General features: G+C 76.0%; 18 protein-coding genes. 17 read left to right on the top strand and 1 reads right to left on the bottom strand.

Annotated features, from left to right (window positions below):
- Positions 1-42 precede the first annotated feature (42 nt).
- The 4 genes from GCU56_RS11745 (at position 43) to hisF (ending at position 2,981) form a co-directional block, all read left to right on the top strand.
- Positions 43-966 carry an SDR family oxidoreductase gene (locus tag GCU56_RS11745; RefSeq protein WP_163481895.1) on the top strand — a complete coding sequence of 308 codons (924 nt, stop codon included), beginning with the start codon at positions 43-45 and terminating at the stop codon, positions 964-966.
- 20 nt (positions 967-986) lie between these two features.
- Positions 987-1,718 carry a bifunctional 1-(5-phosphoribosyl)-5-((5-phosphoribosylamino)methylideneamino)imidazole-4-carboxamide isomerase/phosphoribosylanthranilate isomerase PriA gene (gene priA / locus GCU56_RS11740; protein ID WP_163481894.1) on the top strand — a complete coding sequence of 244 codons (732 nt, stop codon included), beginning with the start codon at positions 987-989 and terminating at the stop codon, positions 1,716-1,718.
- Positions 1,715-2,107: a Rid family hydrolase gene (locus GCU56_RS11735; protein ID WP_163481893.1), complete on the top strand. Its 393-nt coding sequence runs from the start codon at positions 1,715-1,717 to the stop codon at positions 2,105-2,107. Before priA ends, GCU56_RS11735 begins: the two co-directional genes overlap by 4 nt.
- A gap of 79 nt (positions 2,108-2,186) precedes the next feature.
- Positions 2,187-2,981, top strand: coding sequence for an imidazole glycerol phosphate synthase subunit HisF (hisF, locus tag GCU56_RS11730; RefSeq protein WP_163481892.1), 795 nt, complete (start codon positions 2,187-2,189; stop codon positions 2,979-2,981).
- 9 nt (positions 2,982-2,990) lie between these two features.
- Here hisF and GCU56_RS11725 read toward each other — a convergent pair whose 3' ends face one another.
- Positions 2,991-3,596 carry a TIGR03085 family metal-binding protein gene (locus GCU56_RS11725; protein ID WP_163481891.1) on the bottom strand — a complete coding sequence of 202 codons (606 nt, stop codon included), beginning with the start codon at positions 3,594-3,596 and terminating at the stop codon, positions 2,991-2,993.
- A 148-nt stretch (positions 3,597-3,744) separates the two neighbouring features.
- Here GCU56_RS11725 and GCU56_RS11720 point away from each other — a divergent pair, with 148 nt between their 5' ends.
- The 13 genes from GCU56_RS11720 (at position 3,745) to lgt (ending at position 17,461) form a co-directional block, all read left to right on the top strand.
- On the top strand, positions 3,745-5,484 hold the full coding sequence (locus GCU56_RS11720) for an ABC transporter ATP-binding protein (protein WP_163481890.1): 1,740 nt from the start codon (positions 3,745-3,747) through the stop codon (positions 5,482-5,484).
- The gene (locus tag GCU56_RS11715) at positions 5,481-7,370 is read left to right on the top strand and encodes an ABC transporter ATP-binding protein (protein WP_345771789.1); all 1,890 of its coding nucleotides are present in this window, start codon (positions 5,481-5,483) and stop codon (positions 7,368-7,370) included. The genes GCU56_RS11720 and GCU56_RS11715 overlap by 4 nt, the downstream gene beginning before the upstream one ends.
- A gap of 10 nt (positions 7,371-7,380) precedes the next feature.
- On the top strand, positions 7,381-7,839 hold the full coding sequence (locus GCU56_RS11710; protein ID WP_163481889.1) for a hypothetical protein: 459 nt from the start codon (positions 7,381-7,383) through the stop codon (positions 7,837-7,839).
- Positions 7,840-7,857: 18 nt separating this feature from the next.
- Positions 7,858-8,388, top strand: a complete 531-nt coding sequence (locus GCU56_RS23945) for a hypothetical protein (RefSeq protein ID WP_163481888.1) — start codon at positions 7,858-7,860, stop codon at positions 8,386-8,388.
- A gap of 10 nt (positions 8,389-8,398) precedes the next feature.
- Complete coding sequence (locus tag GCU56_RS11700) at positions 8,399-10,051, top strand: FAD-binding dehydrogenase (RefSeq protein WP_163481887.1); 1,653 nt, start codon at positions 8,399-8,401, stop codon at positions 10,049-10,051.
- Positions 10,052-10,079: 28 nt separating this feature from the next.
- Positions 10,080-10,736, top strand: a complete 657-nt coding sequence (locus tag GCU56_RS11695) for a hypothetical protein (RefSeq protein WP_163481886.1) — start codon at positions 10,080-10,082, stop codon at positions 10,734-10,736.
- Positions 10,737-10,780: 44 nt separating this feature from the next.
- Positions 10,781-11,155, top strand: coding sequence for a phosphoribosyl-AMP cyclohydrolase (gene hisI / locus GCU56_RS11690; protein ID WP_163481885.1), 375 nt, complete (start codon positions 10,781-10,783; stop codon positions 11,153-11,155).
- Positions 11,142-12,665, top strand: a complete 1,524-nt coding sequence (locus tag GCU56_RS11685) for an anthranilate synthase component I (protein WP_163481884.1) — start codon at positions 11,142-11,144, stop codon at positions 12,663-12,665. Before hisI ends, GCU56_RS11685 begins: the two co-directional genes overlap by 14 nt.
- Positions 12,662-13,270: a Trp biosynthesis-associated membrane protein gene (locus tag GCU56_RS11680; protein ID WP_345771788.1), complete on the top strand. Its 609-nt coding sequence runs from the start codon at positions 12,662-12,664 to the stop codon at positions 13,268-13,270. Before GCU56_RS11685 ends, GCU56_RS11680 begins: the two co-directional genes overlap by 4 nt.
- A 145-nt stretch (positions 13,271-13,415) precedes the next feature.
- Entirely contained in the window at positions 13,416-14,225 is an 810-nt protein-coding gene (gene trpC, locus GCU56_RS11675) for an indole-3-glycerol phosphate synthase TrpC (RefSeq protein ID WP_163481883.1), read from the top strand.
- A 127-nt stretch (positions 14,226-14,352) separates the two neighbouring features.
- Positions 14,353-15,702 carry a tryptophan synthase subunit beta gene (trpB, locus tag GCU56_RS11670; protein WP_163481882.1) on the top strand — a complete coding sequence of 450 codons (1,350 nt, stop codon included), beginning with the start codon at positions 14,353-14,355 and terminating at the stop codon, positions 15,700-15,702.
- Positions 15,699-16,496 carry a tryptophan synthase subunit alpha gene (gene trpA / locus GCU56_RS11665; protein WP_163481881.1) on the top strand — a complete coding sequence of 266 codons (798 nt, stop codon included), beginning with the start codon at positions 15,699-15,701 and terminating at the stop codon, positions 16,494-16,496. Before trpB ends, trpA begins: the two co-directional genes overlap by 4 nt.
- On the top strand, positions 16,493-17,461 hold the full coding sequence (lgt, locus tag GCU56_RS11660) for a prolipoprotein diacylglyceryl transferase (protein WP_163481880.1): 969 nt from the start codon (positions 16,493-16,495) through the stop codon (positions 17,459-17,461). Before trpA ends, lgt begins: the two co-directional genes overlap by 4 nt.
- The last annotated feature ends 7 nt before the right edge of the window (positions 17,462-17,468 follow it).

Below are 17,468 nucleotides of genomic sequence, written 5' to 3'. Positions count from 1 at the left end.
CGGACCACCCGTTCCGTCGGTGGTCCGGTGCAGGGTGCCGGCATGGAGTACACGCCGCCGGACCTGTCGGGCACCGTCGCCCTCGTGGCCGGGGCCACCCGCGGCGCCGGCCGGGGGATCGCCGTGGCGCTGGGGACGGCCGGGACCACCGTCTGGTGCACCGGCCGCAGCACCGCCGGGCGACCCTCGGAGTACCACCGCCCCGAGACGATCGAGCAGACCGCCGAGCTGGTCACCGCGGCCGGCGGGCGCGGCATCGCGGTCGTCGTCGACCACCTGGACCCGGCGCAGGTGGCCGCCCTCGTGGCCCGCATCGACGCGGAGTCGCAGCGGCTCGACGTCCTGGTCAACGACGTCTGGGGCGGCGAGCTGCTGTACCAGGGCGGCGTCCCGCTGTGGGAGTCCGACCTCGACCGCGGACTGCGGCTGCTCCGGCTGGCGGTCGAGACCCACCTGGTCACCAGCGCGCACGCGTTGCGGTTGCTGACCCGGCGGCCCGGGGGCCTCGTCGTCGAGATGACCGACGGGACGGCGGCCTACAACGACCGCACCTACCGGCTCTCGGTCTTCTACGACCTCGCGAAGGTGGCGGTCACCCGGCTGGCGTTCTCCCAGGCGCACGAGCTGCGCGCCGTCGGCGGCACCGCGGTCGCGCTCACCCCGGGCTGGCTGCGCTCGGAGATGATGCTCGACCTGTTCGGCGTCACCGAGGAGGACTGGCGCGCGGGCACCGCGGTGGAACCGCACTTCTGCATCTCGGAGAGCCCGCTGTTCGTCGGCCGGGCGGTGGCCGCGCTGGCGGCCGACCCCGGCCGCGCGCGGTGGTCGGGGCGCTCCACGTCCAGTGGCGAGCTCGCCCGGGTCTACGGCTTCCCCGACACCGACGGCACCCAGCCCGACGCCTGGCGCTACGTCGTCGAGGTGCAGGACGCCGGCCGCCCGGCCGGTGACGCGGGCTACAGGTGACCGGTCAATACGCTGTGCCGGTGCCCACGCTGCAACTGCTCCCCGCCGTCGACGTCGCCGACGGACAGGCCGTCCGTCTCGTGCAGGGGGAGGCCGGCAGCGAGACCGCCTACGGCGATCCCCTGGAGGCCGCGCTGAACTGGCAGCGGGACGGCGCCGAGTGGGTGCACCTGGTCGACCTGGACGCGGCCTTCGGCCGCGGCAGCAACCGGGAGCTGCTGGCCCGCGTCGTCGGGGAACTCGACGTCGACGTCGAGCTGTCGGGCGGCATCCGGGACGACGAGACGCTGGCGGCGGCGCTGGCCACCGGCTGCCGGCGGGTCAACCTGGGCACCGCCGCGCTCGAGTCCCCCGAGTGGTGCGCCCGGGCCATCGCCGAGCACGGCGACCGGATCGCCGTCGGCCTCGACGTCCGCGGCACCCGGCTGGCCGCCCGGGGCTGGACCCGCGAGGGCGGCGAGCTCTACGAGACCCTCGCCCGGCTCGACGCCGAGGGCTGCGCCCGCTACGTGGTCACCGACATCACCAAGGACGGCACGCTCCGCGGCCCGAACCTCGAGCTGCTGCGGGAGGTCTGCGCCGCGACGCCGCGTCCGGTGGTGGCGTCGGGCGGGGTCAGCTCCCTCGAGGACATCCGCGCGCTGGCGGGGCTGACCACGGTCGGGGTGGAGGGCGCGATCGTGGGCAAGGCGCTCTACGCCGGCGCGTTCACCCTGCCGGAGGCGCTCGCGATCACCACGGAGCTCTCGTGAACGTGGTGCGGCTGGGCTCGGAGGGCCCCTGGGAGGCGGTGGTCGGCTACAGCCGGGTGGTGGTGCACGGGGACCTCGCCTGGGTCAGCGGGACCACCGCCACCGTCGACGGCGCGGTGGTCCACCCCGGGAACGCCGGCGCGCAGACCCGTCAGGCGCTGGCCAACGTCGTCGAGGCCCTGGAACGGGCCGGGTTCACCGTCGCCGACGTCGTCCGCACGCGGATGTTCGTCACCGACATCTCCCGCTGGGAGGAGATCGGGCGCGCCCACGGCGAGGTGTTCGGCGACGTCCGGCCGGCCACCTCGATGGTGCAGGTCGCCGCGCTGATCGACCCGGCGATGCTGGTCGAGGTGGAGGCCGACGCGGTGCGGGGGGTGGTCGCGTGACGAGCGAGCGTGCGAGCTCGTCCACGAGCAGAGCCCGCTGGAGGCGAACGACCGCGACGAGCGGCAGCGAGGAGAGGGCGTGAGCCTGGCCGTGCGGGTGATCCCGTGCCTGGACGTGGACGCCGGCCGGGTCGTGAAGGGCGTCAACTTCGTCGACCTGCGCGATGCCGGCGACCCGGTGGAGATGGCTCGCGTCTACGACGCCGAGGGCGCCGACGAGCTCACCTTCCTCGACATCACCGCCAGCTCCGGGGACCGCGAGACCACCTACGACGTCGTCCGCCGGACCGCGGAGAGCGTGTTCATCCCGCTCACCGTCGGCGGCGGCGTCCGCAGCGTCACCGACGTCGACCGGTTGCTGCGGGCCGGTGCGGACAAGGTCGCGGTGAACACCGCGGCGGTGGCCCGCCCCGAGCTGATCAGCGAGATCACCGACCGGTTCGGCAACCAGGTGCTGGTGCTGTCCCTCGACGCGCGACGGTGCCGGGACGGCGCGGCCACCGACTCCGGCTTCGAGATCACCACCCACGGCGGACGCCGGGGCACCGGCCGCGACGCCGTCGAGTGGGTGGTCCAGGCCGCCGCGCTCGGCGTCGGCGAGGTGCTGCTCAACTCGATGGACGCCGACGGCACCCAGGCGGGGTTCGACCTGGACCTGGTCCAGGCGGTGCGGCGGGAGGTCACGGTGCCGCTGATCGCCAGCGGGGGAGCGGGCGAGCCGGAGCACTTCCCGCCGGCGGTGACGGCCGGCGCCGACGCGGTCCTGGCCGCGAGCGTCTTCCACTTCGGCAAGCTGCGGATCGGCGACGTGAAGGCCGCCCTGGACGCCGCCGGCGTCCCGGTGCGACGCGAGGCCGACCACCCGAGCCGGTAGGTCCGGCGCTCAGGAGCCGGTGACGCGGGCGACGTCGCGCCGGCCTGCGGCCCACAGCAGCAGCTCGAGGGGTTCACCGGCCACGGCCGTGCCGCCGCCGCCGATCCGCTTGGCGTCGGCGGGCACGTCGGTGCGGCGGAGCACGGCGCCCCCGCGCTGCCGGCGGGCGAACAGCACGGCGGCGCCCCACAGCCTGTCCTGGTCGGCCCGGTCGAGCGTGCGCGCGGTCCAGTCGGGTTGCGCGCGGCGGACGTCCTCGTGGTGGATGACGAACTCGGCGGTGTTCACCGCGTCGGCCAGCCCCGGCAGGCCCATCGGGGACCAGGCCGGGGGACCCGCGCGCAGCCGGCCGACGACCTCGGGGAAGGGCGTCGACGTCCGTAGCCGGTCCTCCAGCCGGTGCGACCACGCGGTCAGCGGCCGGGCCACGCCGAGCTGCTCGACGCCCAGCCCGGGCAGGGCGTCGGGCCGTCGCTCCCGGACCACCAGGTGGGCGGCCAGGTGGGCGGTCGACCAGCCGGCACAGCAGGTCGGCGCGTCCGGGCCCAGCCGCTCCAGCAGGTCGGCGAGCTCGGCCCGCTCGCGGGCGGCCAGGGGCCGGGAAGAGGCGGTCACCCCCCGAAGTTACCGACGGTGCGGGGCCGGCACGACCGGCCCGGTGGGCAGGAAGCGTCGGACGCGCCACGTACGGTCGCCGACACCGCCCGGACGACGACCGAGGAGAGCTGTGCCCCGCCGCCGAGATGCCGTGGTCCGGCGAGGGATGCGCCACATCGGCCGCGCCGTCGCCGAGCAGCCCGGCATGTTCACCCTGGCCTTCCTGGCCAGCAGCCTCTACGGCGGGATGACGGTGGCCAGCGCCTACGTCATCGGGGAGATCACCAGCCGCGTCGTCCTGCCGGCGTTCGAGGACGGCGCGACCACCGCCGCGGCACTCACGCTGGCGACCGTGGCGATCCTGGCCGTCGCCGTCCTCAAGATCCTCGGCATCCTCGGCCGCCGGCTGTTCGCCGGGATCATGGGGTACCGGCTGCAGGCCGACTACCGCCGCCGGGTCACCGGCCAGTACCTGCGGCTGCCCCTGTCCTGGCACCAGCGCCACCCCACCGGGCAGCTGCTGTCCAACGCCAACAGCGACGTCGAGGCCGCCTGGTTCTTCGTGGCACCGCTGCCCTTCGCCTGCGGCGCCGTGGTCATGATCGGCATCACCGTGGCCGCGCTGGTGGCGACCGACCCCTGGCTGGCGCTGGTGGGCCTGGTCGTCTTCCCGCTGGTGTTCGTGGTCAACGCCGTCTACTCGCAGGTGATGAGCCCGCGCATGCAGCGGGCCCAGCAGCTCCGGGCCGAGGTCAGCGAGATCGCGCACGAGAGCTTCGACGCCGCGCTCGTGGTCAAGACCCTCGGCCGGGAGGACGTCGAGACCGCCCGCTTCGCCGCCCGCGCCGACGAGCTGCGCGACGGGCTGGTCGCCGTGGGCCGGGTGCGGGGGCTGTTCGACCCGCTCATGGAGGCCCTGCCCAACCTGGGCACCCTCGCCGTCCTGCTCATCGGGGCCGGGCGGGTGGCCGACGGGGCCGCCGACGCCGGTGACCTGGTGTCCATCGCCTACCTGTTCACCCTGCTGGCGCTGCCGATCCGCGCGATCGGCTGGGTCCTGGCCGACCTGCCGCGTGCGCTGGCCGGCTTCGACCGGGTCACCCCGGTCCTCGACGCCACGGGCGAGACGCCGCACGGCGACCGGACCGCGGCCGGCGGCACGGACGGTGCCGGCCTGGCGCTGCACGACGTCGGGTTCGCCTTCGCCGGCGCCGCCCGCCCGACGCTGTCCGACGTCACCTTCGACGTCGTAGCGGGCAGCACGGTCGCCGTCGTCGGGCCGACCGGATCGGGCAAGTCCACCCTCGCCGGCCTGCTGGTCCGCCTCGTCGACCCCGGCAGCGGGCGGGTGCTCCTCGACGGCGTCGACCTGCGCGCCCTCCGGGAGGGGGAGGTCAGCACGCAGGCGGCCTTCGTCGCCCAGGGCACGTTCCTGTTCGACGACACCGTGCGCGGCAACGTGACCCTGGGCGCCGACCTCGGCGACGAGGAGGTCTGGGCGGCTCTGCGGACCGCCGCCGCCGACGAGTTCGTCGCCCGGCTGCCCGAGGGCCTGGACACCCGGGTCGGCGAGCGCGGCGCCTCCCTGTCGGGCGGGCAGCGGCAGCGGCTGGCCCTGGCCCGCGCGGTGGTCCGCCGGCCCCGGCTGCTGGTGCTCGACGACGCCACGAGCGCGGTCGACCCGGCGGTGGAGGCGCGCATCCTCGACGCCCTCCGCGACGCCGACCGGCCCTCCACCGTGGTCGTCGTCGCCTACCGGCAGGCCACCATCGCACTGGCCGACGAGGTGGTCTGGCTCGAGGACGGCCGGCTCCTGGCGCGGGGCCCCCACGAGCAGTTGCTCGACGAGGTGCCCGGTTACGCCGCCCTGGTGCGCGCCTACGCGCAGACGGAGGTGGCGGCGTGAGCGACCAGGTGGCCGCCGCGGGCCCCATCGCCGAGCACCGCGAGGAGGGGGCTCTCGCCACCCTGCGCCGGGGTCTGGCGATGATGCCGGAGTTCCGCCGCGGCCTGCCGGCCACCTTCGCCCTCGCCCTCGTCGCGACCGCCGGCCGCGTGGTCGTGCCGATCGCCGTCCAGCAGGTCGTCGACCGCGGCCTGGCCGCCCCCGGCGGTCCGGACCTCGACCTCGTCCGGAACGTCGTCCTGCTCTGCGCGCTCGTCGTCGTGCTGACCGCCGTCGCGGTGTACCGGATGAACGTCCGGCTGTTCCGGACGACCGAGACGGCGCTGGCCGGGCTGCGCACGCGGGCCTTCCGGCACGTGCACGACCTGTCCGTCCTGCACCAGCAGGGGCAGCGCCGCGGGTCGCTGGTCTCCCGCGTCACCAGCGACGTCGACCAGCTCTCCACCTTCATGCAGTGGGGCGGCGTCCTCGGTGTGATCAGCCTGGGCCAGCTGCTCGTCGCCACCGTCGTCATGGCGGTCTACTCCTGGCAGCTGACGCTGCTGGTGCTGGCCTGCTTCGTGCCGCTGGGCTTCGCGGTGCGGTTCTTCGCGCGCCGGCTGGCGACGGCCTACGGCACCGTCCGCGAGCGGGTCGGCGACGTGCTGGCCGCGGTGTCCGAGTCCGTCGTCGGGGCGCCCACGGTCCGCGCCTACGGGATCCGGGAGCGGACCGCGGCCCGGCTGGACCGGGCCATCGCCCGGCACTACCGCGCCCAGGTCGACGCGCAGAAGACCACGGCGGCGGTGTTCGTCAGCGGCGAGTTCGTCGCCGCCCTCGCCAACGCCGCGGTCGTGGTGGTGGGGGTGCTGCTCGGGGTGGGCGGCGGCCTGTCCGCCGGCACCCTCATCGCCTTCCTGTTCCTCGTGACGCTGTTCGTCGCGCCCGTGCAGACCGCCAGCGAGGTGCTCAACGAGGCGCAGAACGCCGTCGCCGGGTTCCGCCGCGTCCTCGACGTCCTGGAGACCGAGCCCGACGTCCGGGACCCGGCGGTGACCGACCCGGCATCCGCGCGCGTGCTGCCCCCGGGCCCGCTCGCGGTGCGCTTCGAGCACGTCACCTTCCGGTACGCCCCCGGGGCGCGGCCGGCGTTGGCGGACGTCGACCTCGACATCGCGGCCCGGCGACGGGTGGCGATCGTCGGCGAGACGGGCTCGGGGAAGACCACGTTCGCCAAGCTGGTCACCCGGCTGATGGACCCCTCCGCCGGCCGCGTGCTGCTCGGGAGCGACACCGCCGGGTGGGTGCCGCTGGACCGGGTCGCCTCCGCCTCGCTCCGGCAGCGGGTGGTGATGGTGCCGCAGGACGGCTTCCTCTTCGACGCGACCGTGGCCGACAACGTCCGCTACGGCCGGCCCGGCATGGACGACGCCGAGGTCCTCGCCGCCTTCGACGAGCTGGGCCTCGCCGCCTGGATCGCGGGCCTGGCCGACGGCGTGGCCACCGCGGTCGGCCAGCGGGGGGAGTCGCTGTCGGCGGGGGAGCGGCAGCTGGTCGCCGTCGCCCGCGCCTACGTCGCCGACCCCGACCTGCTGGTGCTCGACGAGGCCACCAGCGCCGTCGACCCGGCGACCGAGCAGCGGCTGACCCGCGCGCTGGACACCCTGACCGACGGGCGGACCACGCTGACCATCGCGCACCGGTTGTCCAGCGCCGAGCGGGCCGACGAGGTGCTGGTCGTCGACGCCGGCCGGGTGGTCCAGCGGGGCACGCACGAGGAGCTGGTGGACGCCGTCGGCCCCTACGCGCGCCTGCACGCCTCCTGGCGGCGGTCCTCGACCGATCAGGTGCCGACGGGTGGCCGGTCGGGCGCGGCCGACCGCCCGGAGCCCGCCCCGGCGCCCTAGCCTGCGCAGCGTGCCCCCTCCCACCCGCCGCGCCGGGCGCCCGTCCGACACCGCGCCGCCGGATCCCCGCATGCCCGTGCCCGCCATCGCCGCGGCGGTCCTGGGCATCGCCGGCGCCATGCCGCCGGCCTTCCTGGCCGTCATCGCCGTCGCCCTCGGCGGGCTGAGCGCGGACAGCGGTCCCGACCCGTGGACCTACCTGATCGTCGTGGCACCGGTCCTGCAGGTCTGGGCGGCGCTGTGGCTGCTGATCCGCCGCAGCTGGCTGTTCCTCGTCCTGGCCGTGCTGCCGGTGGCGGTGCTCACCGGCGCGGTCATCTGGGCGGGGGCGCAGGCAGAGGACGTCGGGGGCTCGGGCTGGCCGCTGCTGCTGCTCGTCCTCCCGATCGCCGCCGCCGTCCTGGCCCAGACGCCGCGCGTCCGCCGCTGGGTGGCCGGCCGGCCGCAGCGGACCCGCCGGGCCGGCTGACCGGCCCGCAGCCCGGCCATGTCTCCGTCATCCCGTCGCCTGCCGCCCGCCCGGCGCCCGCCGGCGCCCCGGCGTTCCCCGCGGCCGGCTGCGCGGCCGCCCGCCGGCCGGGGGCCGCTCCCGGCGCCGCAGGGGCGTCCCGAGCTCGTCCCCTTCGCGGCGGCGTTCGGTCTGCTCGTCGCCGCGGAGGACCTCTACCTGGGCTACCTGCTCTGGGAACCCGACCGCCGCTGGCACTGGTACGTCGGGATCCCGGTGCTGCTGGCCGCCTGGGCGGTGGCCGGGGCCGTGCTGGTGCAGCGGGGAGCGAGGCGGGCCTGGCCGGTCCTGGCCGCTGCCGCCGTCCCGCCGCTGCTGGCGCTGGCGGGGTTGGTGCTCCTCTTCGCTGCCCTCGGCGACGGGCGGGCCGCCGGATGGGCGGCGTTGCTCCTGGCCGGCCCGGTGGGCTGCCTGGTGCTCGCGACCCGGCGTCCCGTCCGGGAGTGGACCCGGCCCGGCCGGGCGGCGCGGCCCGCCGGCCGTGACCGCGACGGCACCCGCGCCCGCTAGCGTGCCCGACGTGACCGAGACTGACGTCGTCGTGGTGGGTGCGGGGCTGGCCGGACTGGTCGCCACCGCCGAGCTGGCCGACGCCGGGAAGCGGGTCGTGCTGCTCGAGCAGGAGCCGGAGGCGTCGTTCGGCGGCCAGGCCTGGTGGTCCTTCGGCGGGCTGTTCCTCGTCGACAGCCCGGAGCAGCGCCGCCTCCGGGTGCGCGACTCCCTGGAGCTGGCCCGGCAGGACTGGCTGGGCACCGCGGGCTTCGACCGCCCGGAGGACCACTGGCCCCGTCAGTGGGCCGAGGCCTACCTGCAGTTCGCCGCCGGGGAGAAGCGGGCCTGGCTGCGCGAGCAGGGCATCGGCTTCTTCCCCGTCGTCGGCTGGGCCGAGCGCGGCGGCTACACGGCCACCGGGCACGGCAACTCGGTGCCGCGGTTCCACATCGTCTGGGGGACCGGGCCGGCCATCGTCGCCCCGTTCGCCCGCCGCGTCCGCGCCGCGGTGGAGCGCGGCCTGGTGGAGCTGCGGTTCCGTCACCGGGTGGACGAGCTGGTCGTCACCGGGAACGCGGTCACCGGGGTGCGTGGCACCGTGCTGGTGGACAGCGACGCCGCCCGCGGCGAGGCCAGCTCGCGGGACCGGGCCGGCGACTTCGAGCTCACCGCCGCGGCCGTGGTCGTCACCTCCGGGGGCATCGGCGGCAACCACGACCTGGTCCGGCAGAACTGGCCGGCCCGGCTCGGACCGGCCCCCGAGCGCCTGCTGTCCGGCGTCCCGGCGCACGTCGACGGGCGGATGCTGCAGGCCACGGAGGCGGCCGGCGCGCACCTCGTCAACCGGGACCGGATGTGGCACTACACCGAGGGGGTCGCCAACCACTCGCCGGTCTGGGCGCGGCACGGCATCCGGATCCTGCCCGGCCCCTCGTCGCTGTGGCTGGACGCCACCGGCAAGCGGCTGCCGGTGCCGCTGTTCCCCGGCTTCGACACCCTGGGCACGCTGGCCCACATCGGGCAGACCGGTCACGAGCACACCTGGTTCGTCGCCACACAGAAGATCGTCGAGAAGGAGTTCGCCCTCTCCGGCTCCGAGCAGAACCCCGACCTCACCGGCAAGGACGTCCGGCTGCTGCTCAACCGGGTCAAGGCCGGCGTCGCCGGGCCGGTGCAGGCGTTCCTCGACCGTGGCGAGGACTTCGTCGTCGCCGCCACCCTGCCGCAGCTGGTGGCCGGCATGAACCGGGTCACCGGCGGGACGCCGGAGCTCGACCTCGCCACCGTCGAGGCGGAGATCGTCTGCCGGGACCGCGAGGTGGGGCACGCCTTCAGCAAGGACCTCCAGATCACCGCCATCCGCGGCGCCCGCAACTACCTCGGCGACAAGCTCATCCGGGTCGCGCCGCCGCACCGGCTGCTCGACCCGGCGGCCGGTCCGCTGATCGCGGTGCGCCTCAACCTGCTGACCCGCAAGACCCTCGGGGGGCTGGAGACCGACCTGTCCGGCCGGGTGCTGCGACCGGGCGGCGAGGTCTTCGGCGGCCTCTACGCCGCGGGCGAGGCGTCGGGCTTCGGTGGCGGAGGCATGCACGGGTACCGCTCGCTGGAGGGCACCTTCCTCGGTGGCTGCCTGTTCTCCGGCCGGGTGGCCGGCCGCGCCCTGGCGGCGGCACTGTGAGCGGACAGGAGACGGGCTGGGGGACGCCGTGAGCGCGCCGCGCAACCCGTGGTCGGACCCGGCCACCCCCACCGAGCAGGGCGCTCCCTACGCCGGTCCGCCCGCGACCGCGCCGCAGCCCGCCTGGGGCGCACCGCTCCCCGGCCCGCCCGGGGTCGCTTCGTGGCCGGGCTACGCCGGGTACGGGCCGCCGTGGCCGGTGCCGCCCACCGGCCCGCGCCGGCCCGGTCAGCTGATCGCGTCGGCCGTCCTGGCGTTCGTGCAGGCCGGGGTGGTGACCCTCGCGTCGGGCTACGTCTTCCTGCTCGCCTCGCTGTTCACCATCGCCGACGGGCAGGAGGGCTTCCCCGGCGACGGCCAGTCGCTGGCGGCCGAGGCGACCGTGCTGGCGGCCGTGCAGGTGGTCTCGGTCGTGGCCCTCGTCGTCGGCGGGATCATGGTCCTCAACCGCCGCAGCCGGGCCGCCCGGGGGACGCTGCTCGGCGCGCTCGGGGTGCAGCTGGCCCTGGCGGCGTACTGGGGGGTGCGGCTGTCCGCGCTGCTCGAGGGAGCCGTCGGCCCGGACCCGTCGGCGGCCCTGCTGTTCGGGGTCTTCTGCTTCGCCGTCGCCCCGGCCGTGGCCCTCGGCCTGCTGGTGAGCCGGCCCGTGCGGGAGTGGTTCGCCGGGGAGCGGGCCACCGGCTGATCCGGTGGCCTTGCCGGACGCGGCCGGGTGGGACGATCGGCGGCATGTCCGCCGTCCCCGCCGCCGAGTCCGCCCTGGATCCCGCCGTCTCCGCGCTGCTGCGCCGCGACCCCGCCGGCCTCGTCGCCGCCGTCGTCCAGCAGCACGACACCGGAGAGGTGCTCATGGTCGCCTGGATGGACGACGAGGCGCTGCACCGCACCCTCACCACCGGCCGGGCCACCTACTGGTCGCGCAGCCGCGGCGAGTACTGGGTGAAGGGGGAGACCTCCGGGCACCGGCAGTGGGTCCGCGACGTCCGGCTGGACTGCGACGGCGACGCGCTGCTCGTCCTCGTCGACCAGGAGGGCCCGGCCTGCCACACCGGCGCGCGCTCGTGCTTCTCCCGCGACCTGGAGGTGTCCCGTGCGGCTCGGTGAGACCTCGCCGTCCCGGGAGGAGTTCGCGGCGCTGGACGGGGCGGGCCCCGGCCGGGCGGTCGTGCCGGTCACCCGGCGGCTGCTGGCCGACGGGGAGACCGCCGTCGGCATCTACCGCAAGCTGGCCGGCAACCGGCCCGGCACGGTGCTGCTGGAGTCCGCCGAGCAGGGCAAGCAGTGGTCCCGGTACAGCTTCGTGGGGGTGCGCAGCGCGGGGGTCCTCACCGAGCGGGACGGCGTCGCGCAGTGGCTGGGCGCGGAGCTGCCCGGGCTGACCGACGACCTCCCCGACGACCCGCTGGCCGCCGTCCGCACGCTGGCCCGGCGGCTGCGGTCACCGCGCACCGCGGACCTGCCCCGGCTGACCGGTGGCCTGGTCGGCTACCTGGGCTATGACGTCGTCCGCCGGCTGGAGCGGTTGCCCGACCGCAGCGTCGACGACCTCGGCATGCCCGAGCTGGCGCTGATGCTGGTCACCGACCTCGCCGTGCTCGACCACACCGACGGCACCGTGCTGCTCATCGCCAACGCGCTGCGCGGGTCGGGCGAGGCGGGCACCGGCTGGGACGACGCGGTCGCCCGGCTCGACGCCATGGCCGCCGATCTCACCAAGGCGGTGCCGCCGGGCGTCGCCGTCTTCACCACCGCGGAGCCCCCGTCGCCGACGAGCAACATGGCCCCCGGGGTGTTCGCTGACGGGGTCGAGACGATCCGCGAGCACATCCGGGCCGGCGACGCCTTCCAGGTGGTGCTCTCCCAGCGCTTCGAGGTGCCCACCGACGTCGACGCCCTCGACCTCTACCGGGTGCTGCGGGCGACCAACCCCTCGCCGTACATGTACCTGCTGCGCTTCGCGGGCCAGGAGACGCCCTTCGACGTCGTCGGCTCCTCCCCGGAGGCCCTGGTGACCGTGACCGGCAGCTCGGCGGTGGTGCACCCGCCGGCCGGCACCCGCCCGCGCGGGGCGACGCCGGACGAGGACGTCCGGCTGGCCGAGGACCTCCTGGCCGACCCCAAGGAGCGGGCCGAGCACGTGATGCTGGTCGACCTCGCCCGCAACGACCTCGGTCGGGTGTGCCGGCCCGGCACCGTCGAGGTGCCCGACTTCATGCGGATCGAGCACTACAGCCACGTCATGCACCTGGTGTCGACCGTGGCCGGCGAGGTCGCCCCCGAGTGGGACGCCCTCGACGTGTTCGACGCGACCTTCCCCGCCGGCACGGTCTCCGGCGCCCCCAAGCCCCGCGCGATGGAGATCATCGAGTCGCTGGAACCGACGCGCCGCGCGCTCTACGCCGGCACCGTCGGCTACGTCGACGCCAGCGGGGACCTCGACATGGCCATCGCCATCCGGACGGCGGTGCTGCACCAGGGGCGGGCCTACGTGCAGGCCGGCGCCGGCATCGTGGCCGACAGCGACGCCCCCACCGAGGAGGCCGAGACCCGGCACAAGGCCCGGGCGGTGCTCTCGGCGATCGCCACCGCCGAGGGGATGCGGGAGGTCCGGTGAGCGGTGCCCGCCGGGAGCTGACCGCGGCGATGGGCGGCGCCGCGGTCACCGGCGGGCTGGCGCTGTCGGCCGGCGGGCTGGGCTGGGTGACCGCGACCCTGGCCCGCACGCCGCCGCTGCCGCCGACCACCACCGAGCTCGCCGGCAGCACCCTGGCGCCGCTGGTCCCCGCCGGTGGCCTGCTGCTGCTCGCCGCGGCGGTCGCCGTGCTCGCCGTCCGCGGCGCCGGACGGGTCGCGGTCGGCCTGCTCGTCGCCGCGGCGGGCGGCGTCCTGGCCTGGTCGGGCCTGCGCCCCCTCGTCAGCGACCTGGACGCCGCCGTGGCGGCCGCGCTGGACGCCGGGGGGGCGCTGAGCACCGACCTGCACCCCGCCGGGCCCGTGCTGGCACTGGTCGCCGGGGCGGGCGCCCTGGCGACCGGCCTGCTGACCGTGCTGCGCGGCCGCGGGTGGCCCGGCATGGGCCGCCGTCACGAGCGCCCGGCCGGGCCCGCTCCGGCGCTCCGGGCCCGCACCGACGAGGACCGGGCGGTCGACGCGTGGCGCGCCCTGGACCGCGGCGAGGACCCCACCGAGCCGGCCGCCGCGGGCGAGGAACAGCGCTGACTACCCCGGCGGCACCCGGTCAACCGCCGGTCTCCGTGCCGCGGTCGGCCCCCCGGTCGGAACGTGCCCACAGCGCCTCTACAGTGGGCTCCCGGTACCGACCGGAGCCACCAGCGGTGGCCGAACCGACGATCGGGGAGACCCAGTGACCGTCCTCGACGAGATCGTCGCCGGCGTGCGCGAGGACCTGGCCGCACGCGAGGCGAGCACGCCGCTGGCCGACGTGAAGGCGGCGGCGCGCGACGCCCGGCCGGCCCTCGACGCCCTCACGGCCCTGCGCGCACCCGGCGTGGGGGTCATCGCGGAGGTGAAGCGGCAGAGCCCGTCGAAGGGCGCGCTGGCCACGATCCCCGACCCCGCGGTCCTCGCCCGCCAGTACGCCGACGGCGGCGCCCGGGTCATCAGCGTGCTCACCGAGCGGCGGCGGTTCGGCGGGTCCCAGGCCGACCTGGCCGCCGTGCGCGCGGCGGTGGACGTCCCGGTGCTGTGCAAGGACTTCGTGGTCAGCAGCTACCAGGTGCACGAGGCCCGCGCCCACGGCGCCGACGTGGTGCTGCTGATCGTGGCCGCCCTGGAGCAGAACGCGCTGCTGGGCCTGCTCGAGCGGGTGGAGTCCCTCGGGATGACCGCGCTGGTGGAGGTGCACACCGAGGCCGAGGCCGACCGGGCACTGGCCGCCGGTGCCGCGGTGATCGGCGTCAACGCCCGCGACCTGACCACCCTGACCGTGGACCGGTCCACCTTCGAGCGGATCGCGCCCGGGCTGCCGTCGGAGGTGGTCAAGGTCGCCGAGTCCGGCGTCCGCGGCCCGCACGACCTGATCAGCTACGCCGCGGCCGGGGCCGACGCGGTGCTCGTCGGCGAGGGCCTGGTCACCGCCGGCGACGCCCGTCAGGCCGTCGCGGACCTGGTGACGGCCGGCTCCCACCCGGCCACCCCCCGCACGACCCGCTGAGCGGACCCGTCCTCCGCATCCCGCGAACGCTCGGGACGCGGTCGGTGGCGGGCCGCTGCAGGAGGGCCGACCGGCCGGTGCGGCACCCCTCCGCCACCTCGGCGCGGCGGCGCGCCACACTGGGGGCATGACGACGAGCGCCGTCCACCCGCCCGAGCAGCGACTCGAGCCGGCGCGCCCCAGCTGGCCCGACGAGACGGGTCACTTCGGGGTCTTCGGTGGCCGCTTCGTCCCGGAGGCGCTCGTCGCCGCGCTGGACGAGCTGACCGAGGCCTACCGGGCGATGCGGGCCGACCCCGCCTTCCAGGAGGAGTTCGCCCGGCTGCAGCGCGACTACACCGGCCGGCCGAGCCCGATCACCGAGGTGGCCCGGTTCGCCGAGCACTGCGGGGGCGCCCGGGTGCTGCTCAAGCGCGAGGACCTCAACCACACCGGGTCGCACAAGATCAACAACGTGCTGGGCCAGGCGCTGCTGACCAAGCGGATCGGCAAGAGCCGGGTCATCGCCGAGACCGGTGCCGGGCAGCACGGGGTCGCCACCGCCACGGCCGCCGCGCTCATGGGGCTGTCCTGCACCGTGTACATGGGCGAGGAGGACACCCGCAGGCAGGCGCTCAACGTGGCCCGCATGCGGTTGCTGGGCGCCGAGGTCATCCCGGTGACGACCGGCTCCCGCACGCTCAAGGACGCCATCAACGAGGCGTTCCGTGACTGGGTGACCAACGTCGAGACGACCAACTACGTCTTCGGCACGGTCGCCGGTCCGCACCCGTTCCCCGAGATGGTGCGCGACTTCCAGCGGGTCATCGGCGACGAGGCGCGTGCGCAGCTGCTCGAGCGGGAGGGCCGGCTGCCCGACGCCGTCCTGGCCTGCGTGGGTGGCGGCTCGAACGCGATCGGCGTCTTCACCGCGTTCGTCCCCGACGACGGCGTGCGGCTGGTCGGCCTGGAGGCCGGCGGCGACGGCGTGGACACCGGCCGGCACGCGGCCACCATCACCGGCGGCTCGCCGGGCGTGCTGCACGGCGCCCGCTCCTACCTGCTGCAGGACGACAACGGCCAGACCATCGAGTCGCACTCCATCAGCGCGGGCCTGGACTACCCCGGCGTCGGGCCCGAGCACTCCCACCTGCACGACATCGGCCGCGCGGAGTACCGGGCGGTCACCGACGCCGAGGCCATGGAGGCCTTCGCGCTGCTGTGCCGGACCGAGGGCATCATCCCGGCGATCGAGTCCGCCCACGCGCTGGCCGGGGCGATGAGGCTGGGCCAGGAACTGGGACCTGACACGCTGCTGCTGGTCAACCTGTCCGGCCGCGGCGACAAGGACGTCGAGACCGCCTCGCGCTGGTTCGGCCTCGGCGACCGCGAGGAGGTCGACCCCGGCCCGGGCCTGGACACCGACCAGCAGCCGACCGAGGGGGCCGTGACCCAGGGCGACGCGGTCGCCGGGCAGGACGCGGGGGAGACGGCATGAGCGCCCTGGGCACGCGGATCGGCGCGGCGACGGCCGAGGGACGGTCGGCGCTGATCGCCTACCTGCCCGTGGGTTACCCGGACGTGGACGCGTCGATCGCCGCCATGGTGGCCGCGGTCGAGGGTGGGGCGGACGTCGTCGAGATCGGCGTCCCCTACAGCGATCCGGGCATGGACGGGCCGGTGATCCAGCAGGCGGTGGACGTCGCCGTCCGGGCCGGGGTGGGCATGCGCGACGTGCTGCGCGCGGTCGAGGCGGTCGCCGCGGCCGGCGCGGTGCCGGTGGTGATGAGCTACTGGAACCCCATCGAGCGCTACGGCGTCGACCGGTTCGCCGACGACCTGGCCGCCGCCGGGGGAGCGGGGGCGATCACCCCGGACCTCATCCCCGACGAGGCCGGTCCCTGGCTGGCCGCCACCGAGCGGCTCGGCCTGGACCGGGTCTTCCTCGTCGCGCCGTCGTCCACCGACGCCCGGCTGACCTCCACCACGGCCGCCTGCCGCGGCTTCGTCTACGCCGCCTCGACGATGGGCGTGACCGGGACCCGGAGCACGGTCAGCGACGCCGCCGAGAAGCTGGTGGCCCGCACCCGCGCGGTCGCTCCCGACCTCGCCGTCTGCGTGGGGCTGGGCGTCTCCGACGCCGACCAGGCCGCCGAGGTGGCCGGGTTCGCCGACGGCGTGATCGTCGGGTCGGCCTACGTCCGCGCCATGCTCGACGGGCGCGGTGCCGACGGCGTCCGGGCCCTCTCCGGTGAGCTGGCCGAGGGCGTGCGCCGGCAGGCCGGCGCGTGAACCTCGCCGTCCTCCCCAGCCCGACGCAGGGGGTGTGGGAGCTCGGGCCGTTGCCGATCCGCGCCTACGCGCTGTGCATCATCGCCGGGATCCTGGCCGCGATCTGGCTGACCGAGCGGCGCTGGGTGGCCCGCGGCGGCGCGCCCGGCGACGTCATGGACATCGCCGTCTGGGCGGTGCCCTTCGGCATCGTGGGTGGCCGCCTCTACCACGTGCTCTCCAGCCCGCGGGCCTACTTCGGCGAGGACGGCGACCCGCTGCGTGCCTTCGCCATCTGGGAGGGCGGGCTCGGCATCTGGGGAGCCATCGCCCTGGGGGCCGTCGGCGCCTGGATCGCCTGCCGCCGCCGGGGGATCCCGCTGCCGGCCTTCGGCGACGCGCTGGCCCCGGGGCTGCTGGTCGCCCAGGCCATCGGCCGGCTCGGCAACTGGTTCAACAACGAGCTCTACGGCGGTCCGACCGACCTGCCGTGGGCGCTGCGCATCTACGAGTGGGACGGCACCCGGGCGGTCGTCGGGACCGACGGCCAGCCGGTCGTCCTGGGCACCTTCCACCCGGCCTTCCTCTACGAGCTGCTGTGGAACCTCGCGGCGGCGGCCCTCGTGGTCTGGGCCGATCGCCGGTTCCGGCTCGGTCACGGCCGGGCCTTCGCCCTCTACGTGGCCAGCTACTGCGCCGGGCGACTGTGGATCGAGCTGCTGCGCACCGACCCGGCGGAGACCTTCTCCGGCATCCGGCTCAACGTGTTCACCTCGGTCGTCGTCGGCCTCCTGGCGGTGGCCTACCTCGTCTGGCAGCGCGGCCGCCCCCGCGAGGTGATCACCCGCGGACGTGACGCGAGCGACAGGGACGGCGCCGACGAGACGACGGCAGCGGCCGCACCTCCGGTCGCGACCCCCACCGGGGACGACGTCCGCGACGAATCCGCAGGTGACGGCGACGTCCGGCGGCGCGAGAGACCCTGACAGGGGA

The organism is Geodermatophilus sabuli (genome assembly GCF_010686765.1).
Lineage (GTDB): Bacteria > Actinomycetota > Actinomycetes > Mycobacteriales > Geodermatophilaceae > Geodermatophilus > Geodermatophilus sabuli_A.
Note: the sequence above shows the minus strand (reverse complement) of the source record. Positions and strands in the feature narration are given on the sequence as shown.

Coding starts and splice junctions, on each gene's coding strand:
- GCU56_RS11745 (WP_163481895.1), top strand. CDS start 43: ATGGAGTACACGCCGCCGGACCTGTCGGGCACCGTCGCCCTCGTGGCC.
- GCU56_RS11720 (WP_163481890.1), top strand. CDS start 3,745: ATGCGCCACATCGGCCGCGCCGTCGCCGAGCAGCCCGGCATGTTCACC.
- GCU56_RS23945 (WP_163481888.1), top strand. CDS start 7,858: ATGTCTCCGTCATCCCGTCGCCTGCCGCCCGCCCGGCGCCCGCCGGCG.
- hisI (WP_163481885.1), top strand. CDS start 10,781: ATGTCCGCCGTCCCCGCCGCCGAGTCCGCCCTGGATCCCGCCGTCTCC.
- trpB (WP_163481882.1), top strand. CDS start 14,353: ATGACGACGAGCGCCGTCCACCCGCCCGAGCAGCGACTCGAGCCGGCG.
- trpA (WP_163481881.1), top strand. CDS start 15,699: ATGAGCGCCCTGGGCACGCGGATCGGCGCGGCGACGGCCGAGGGACGG.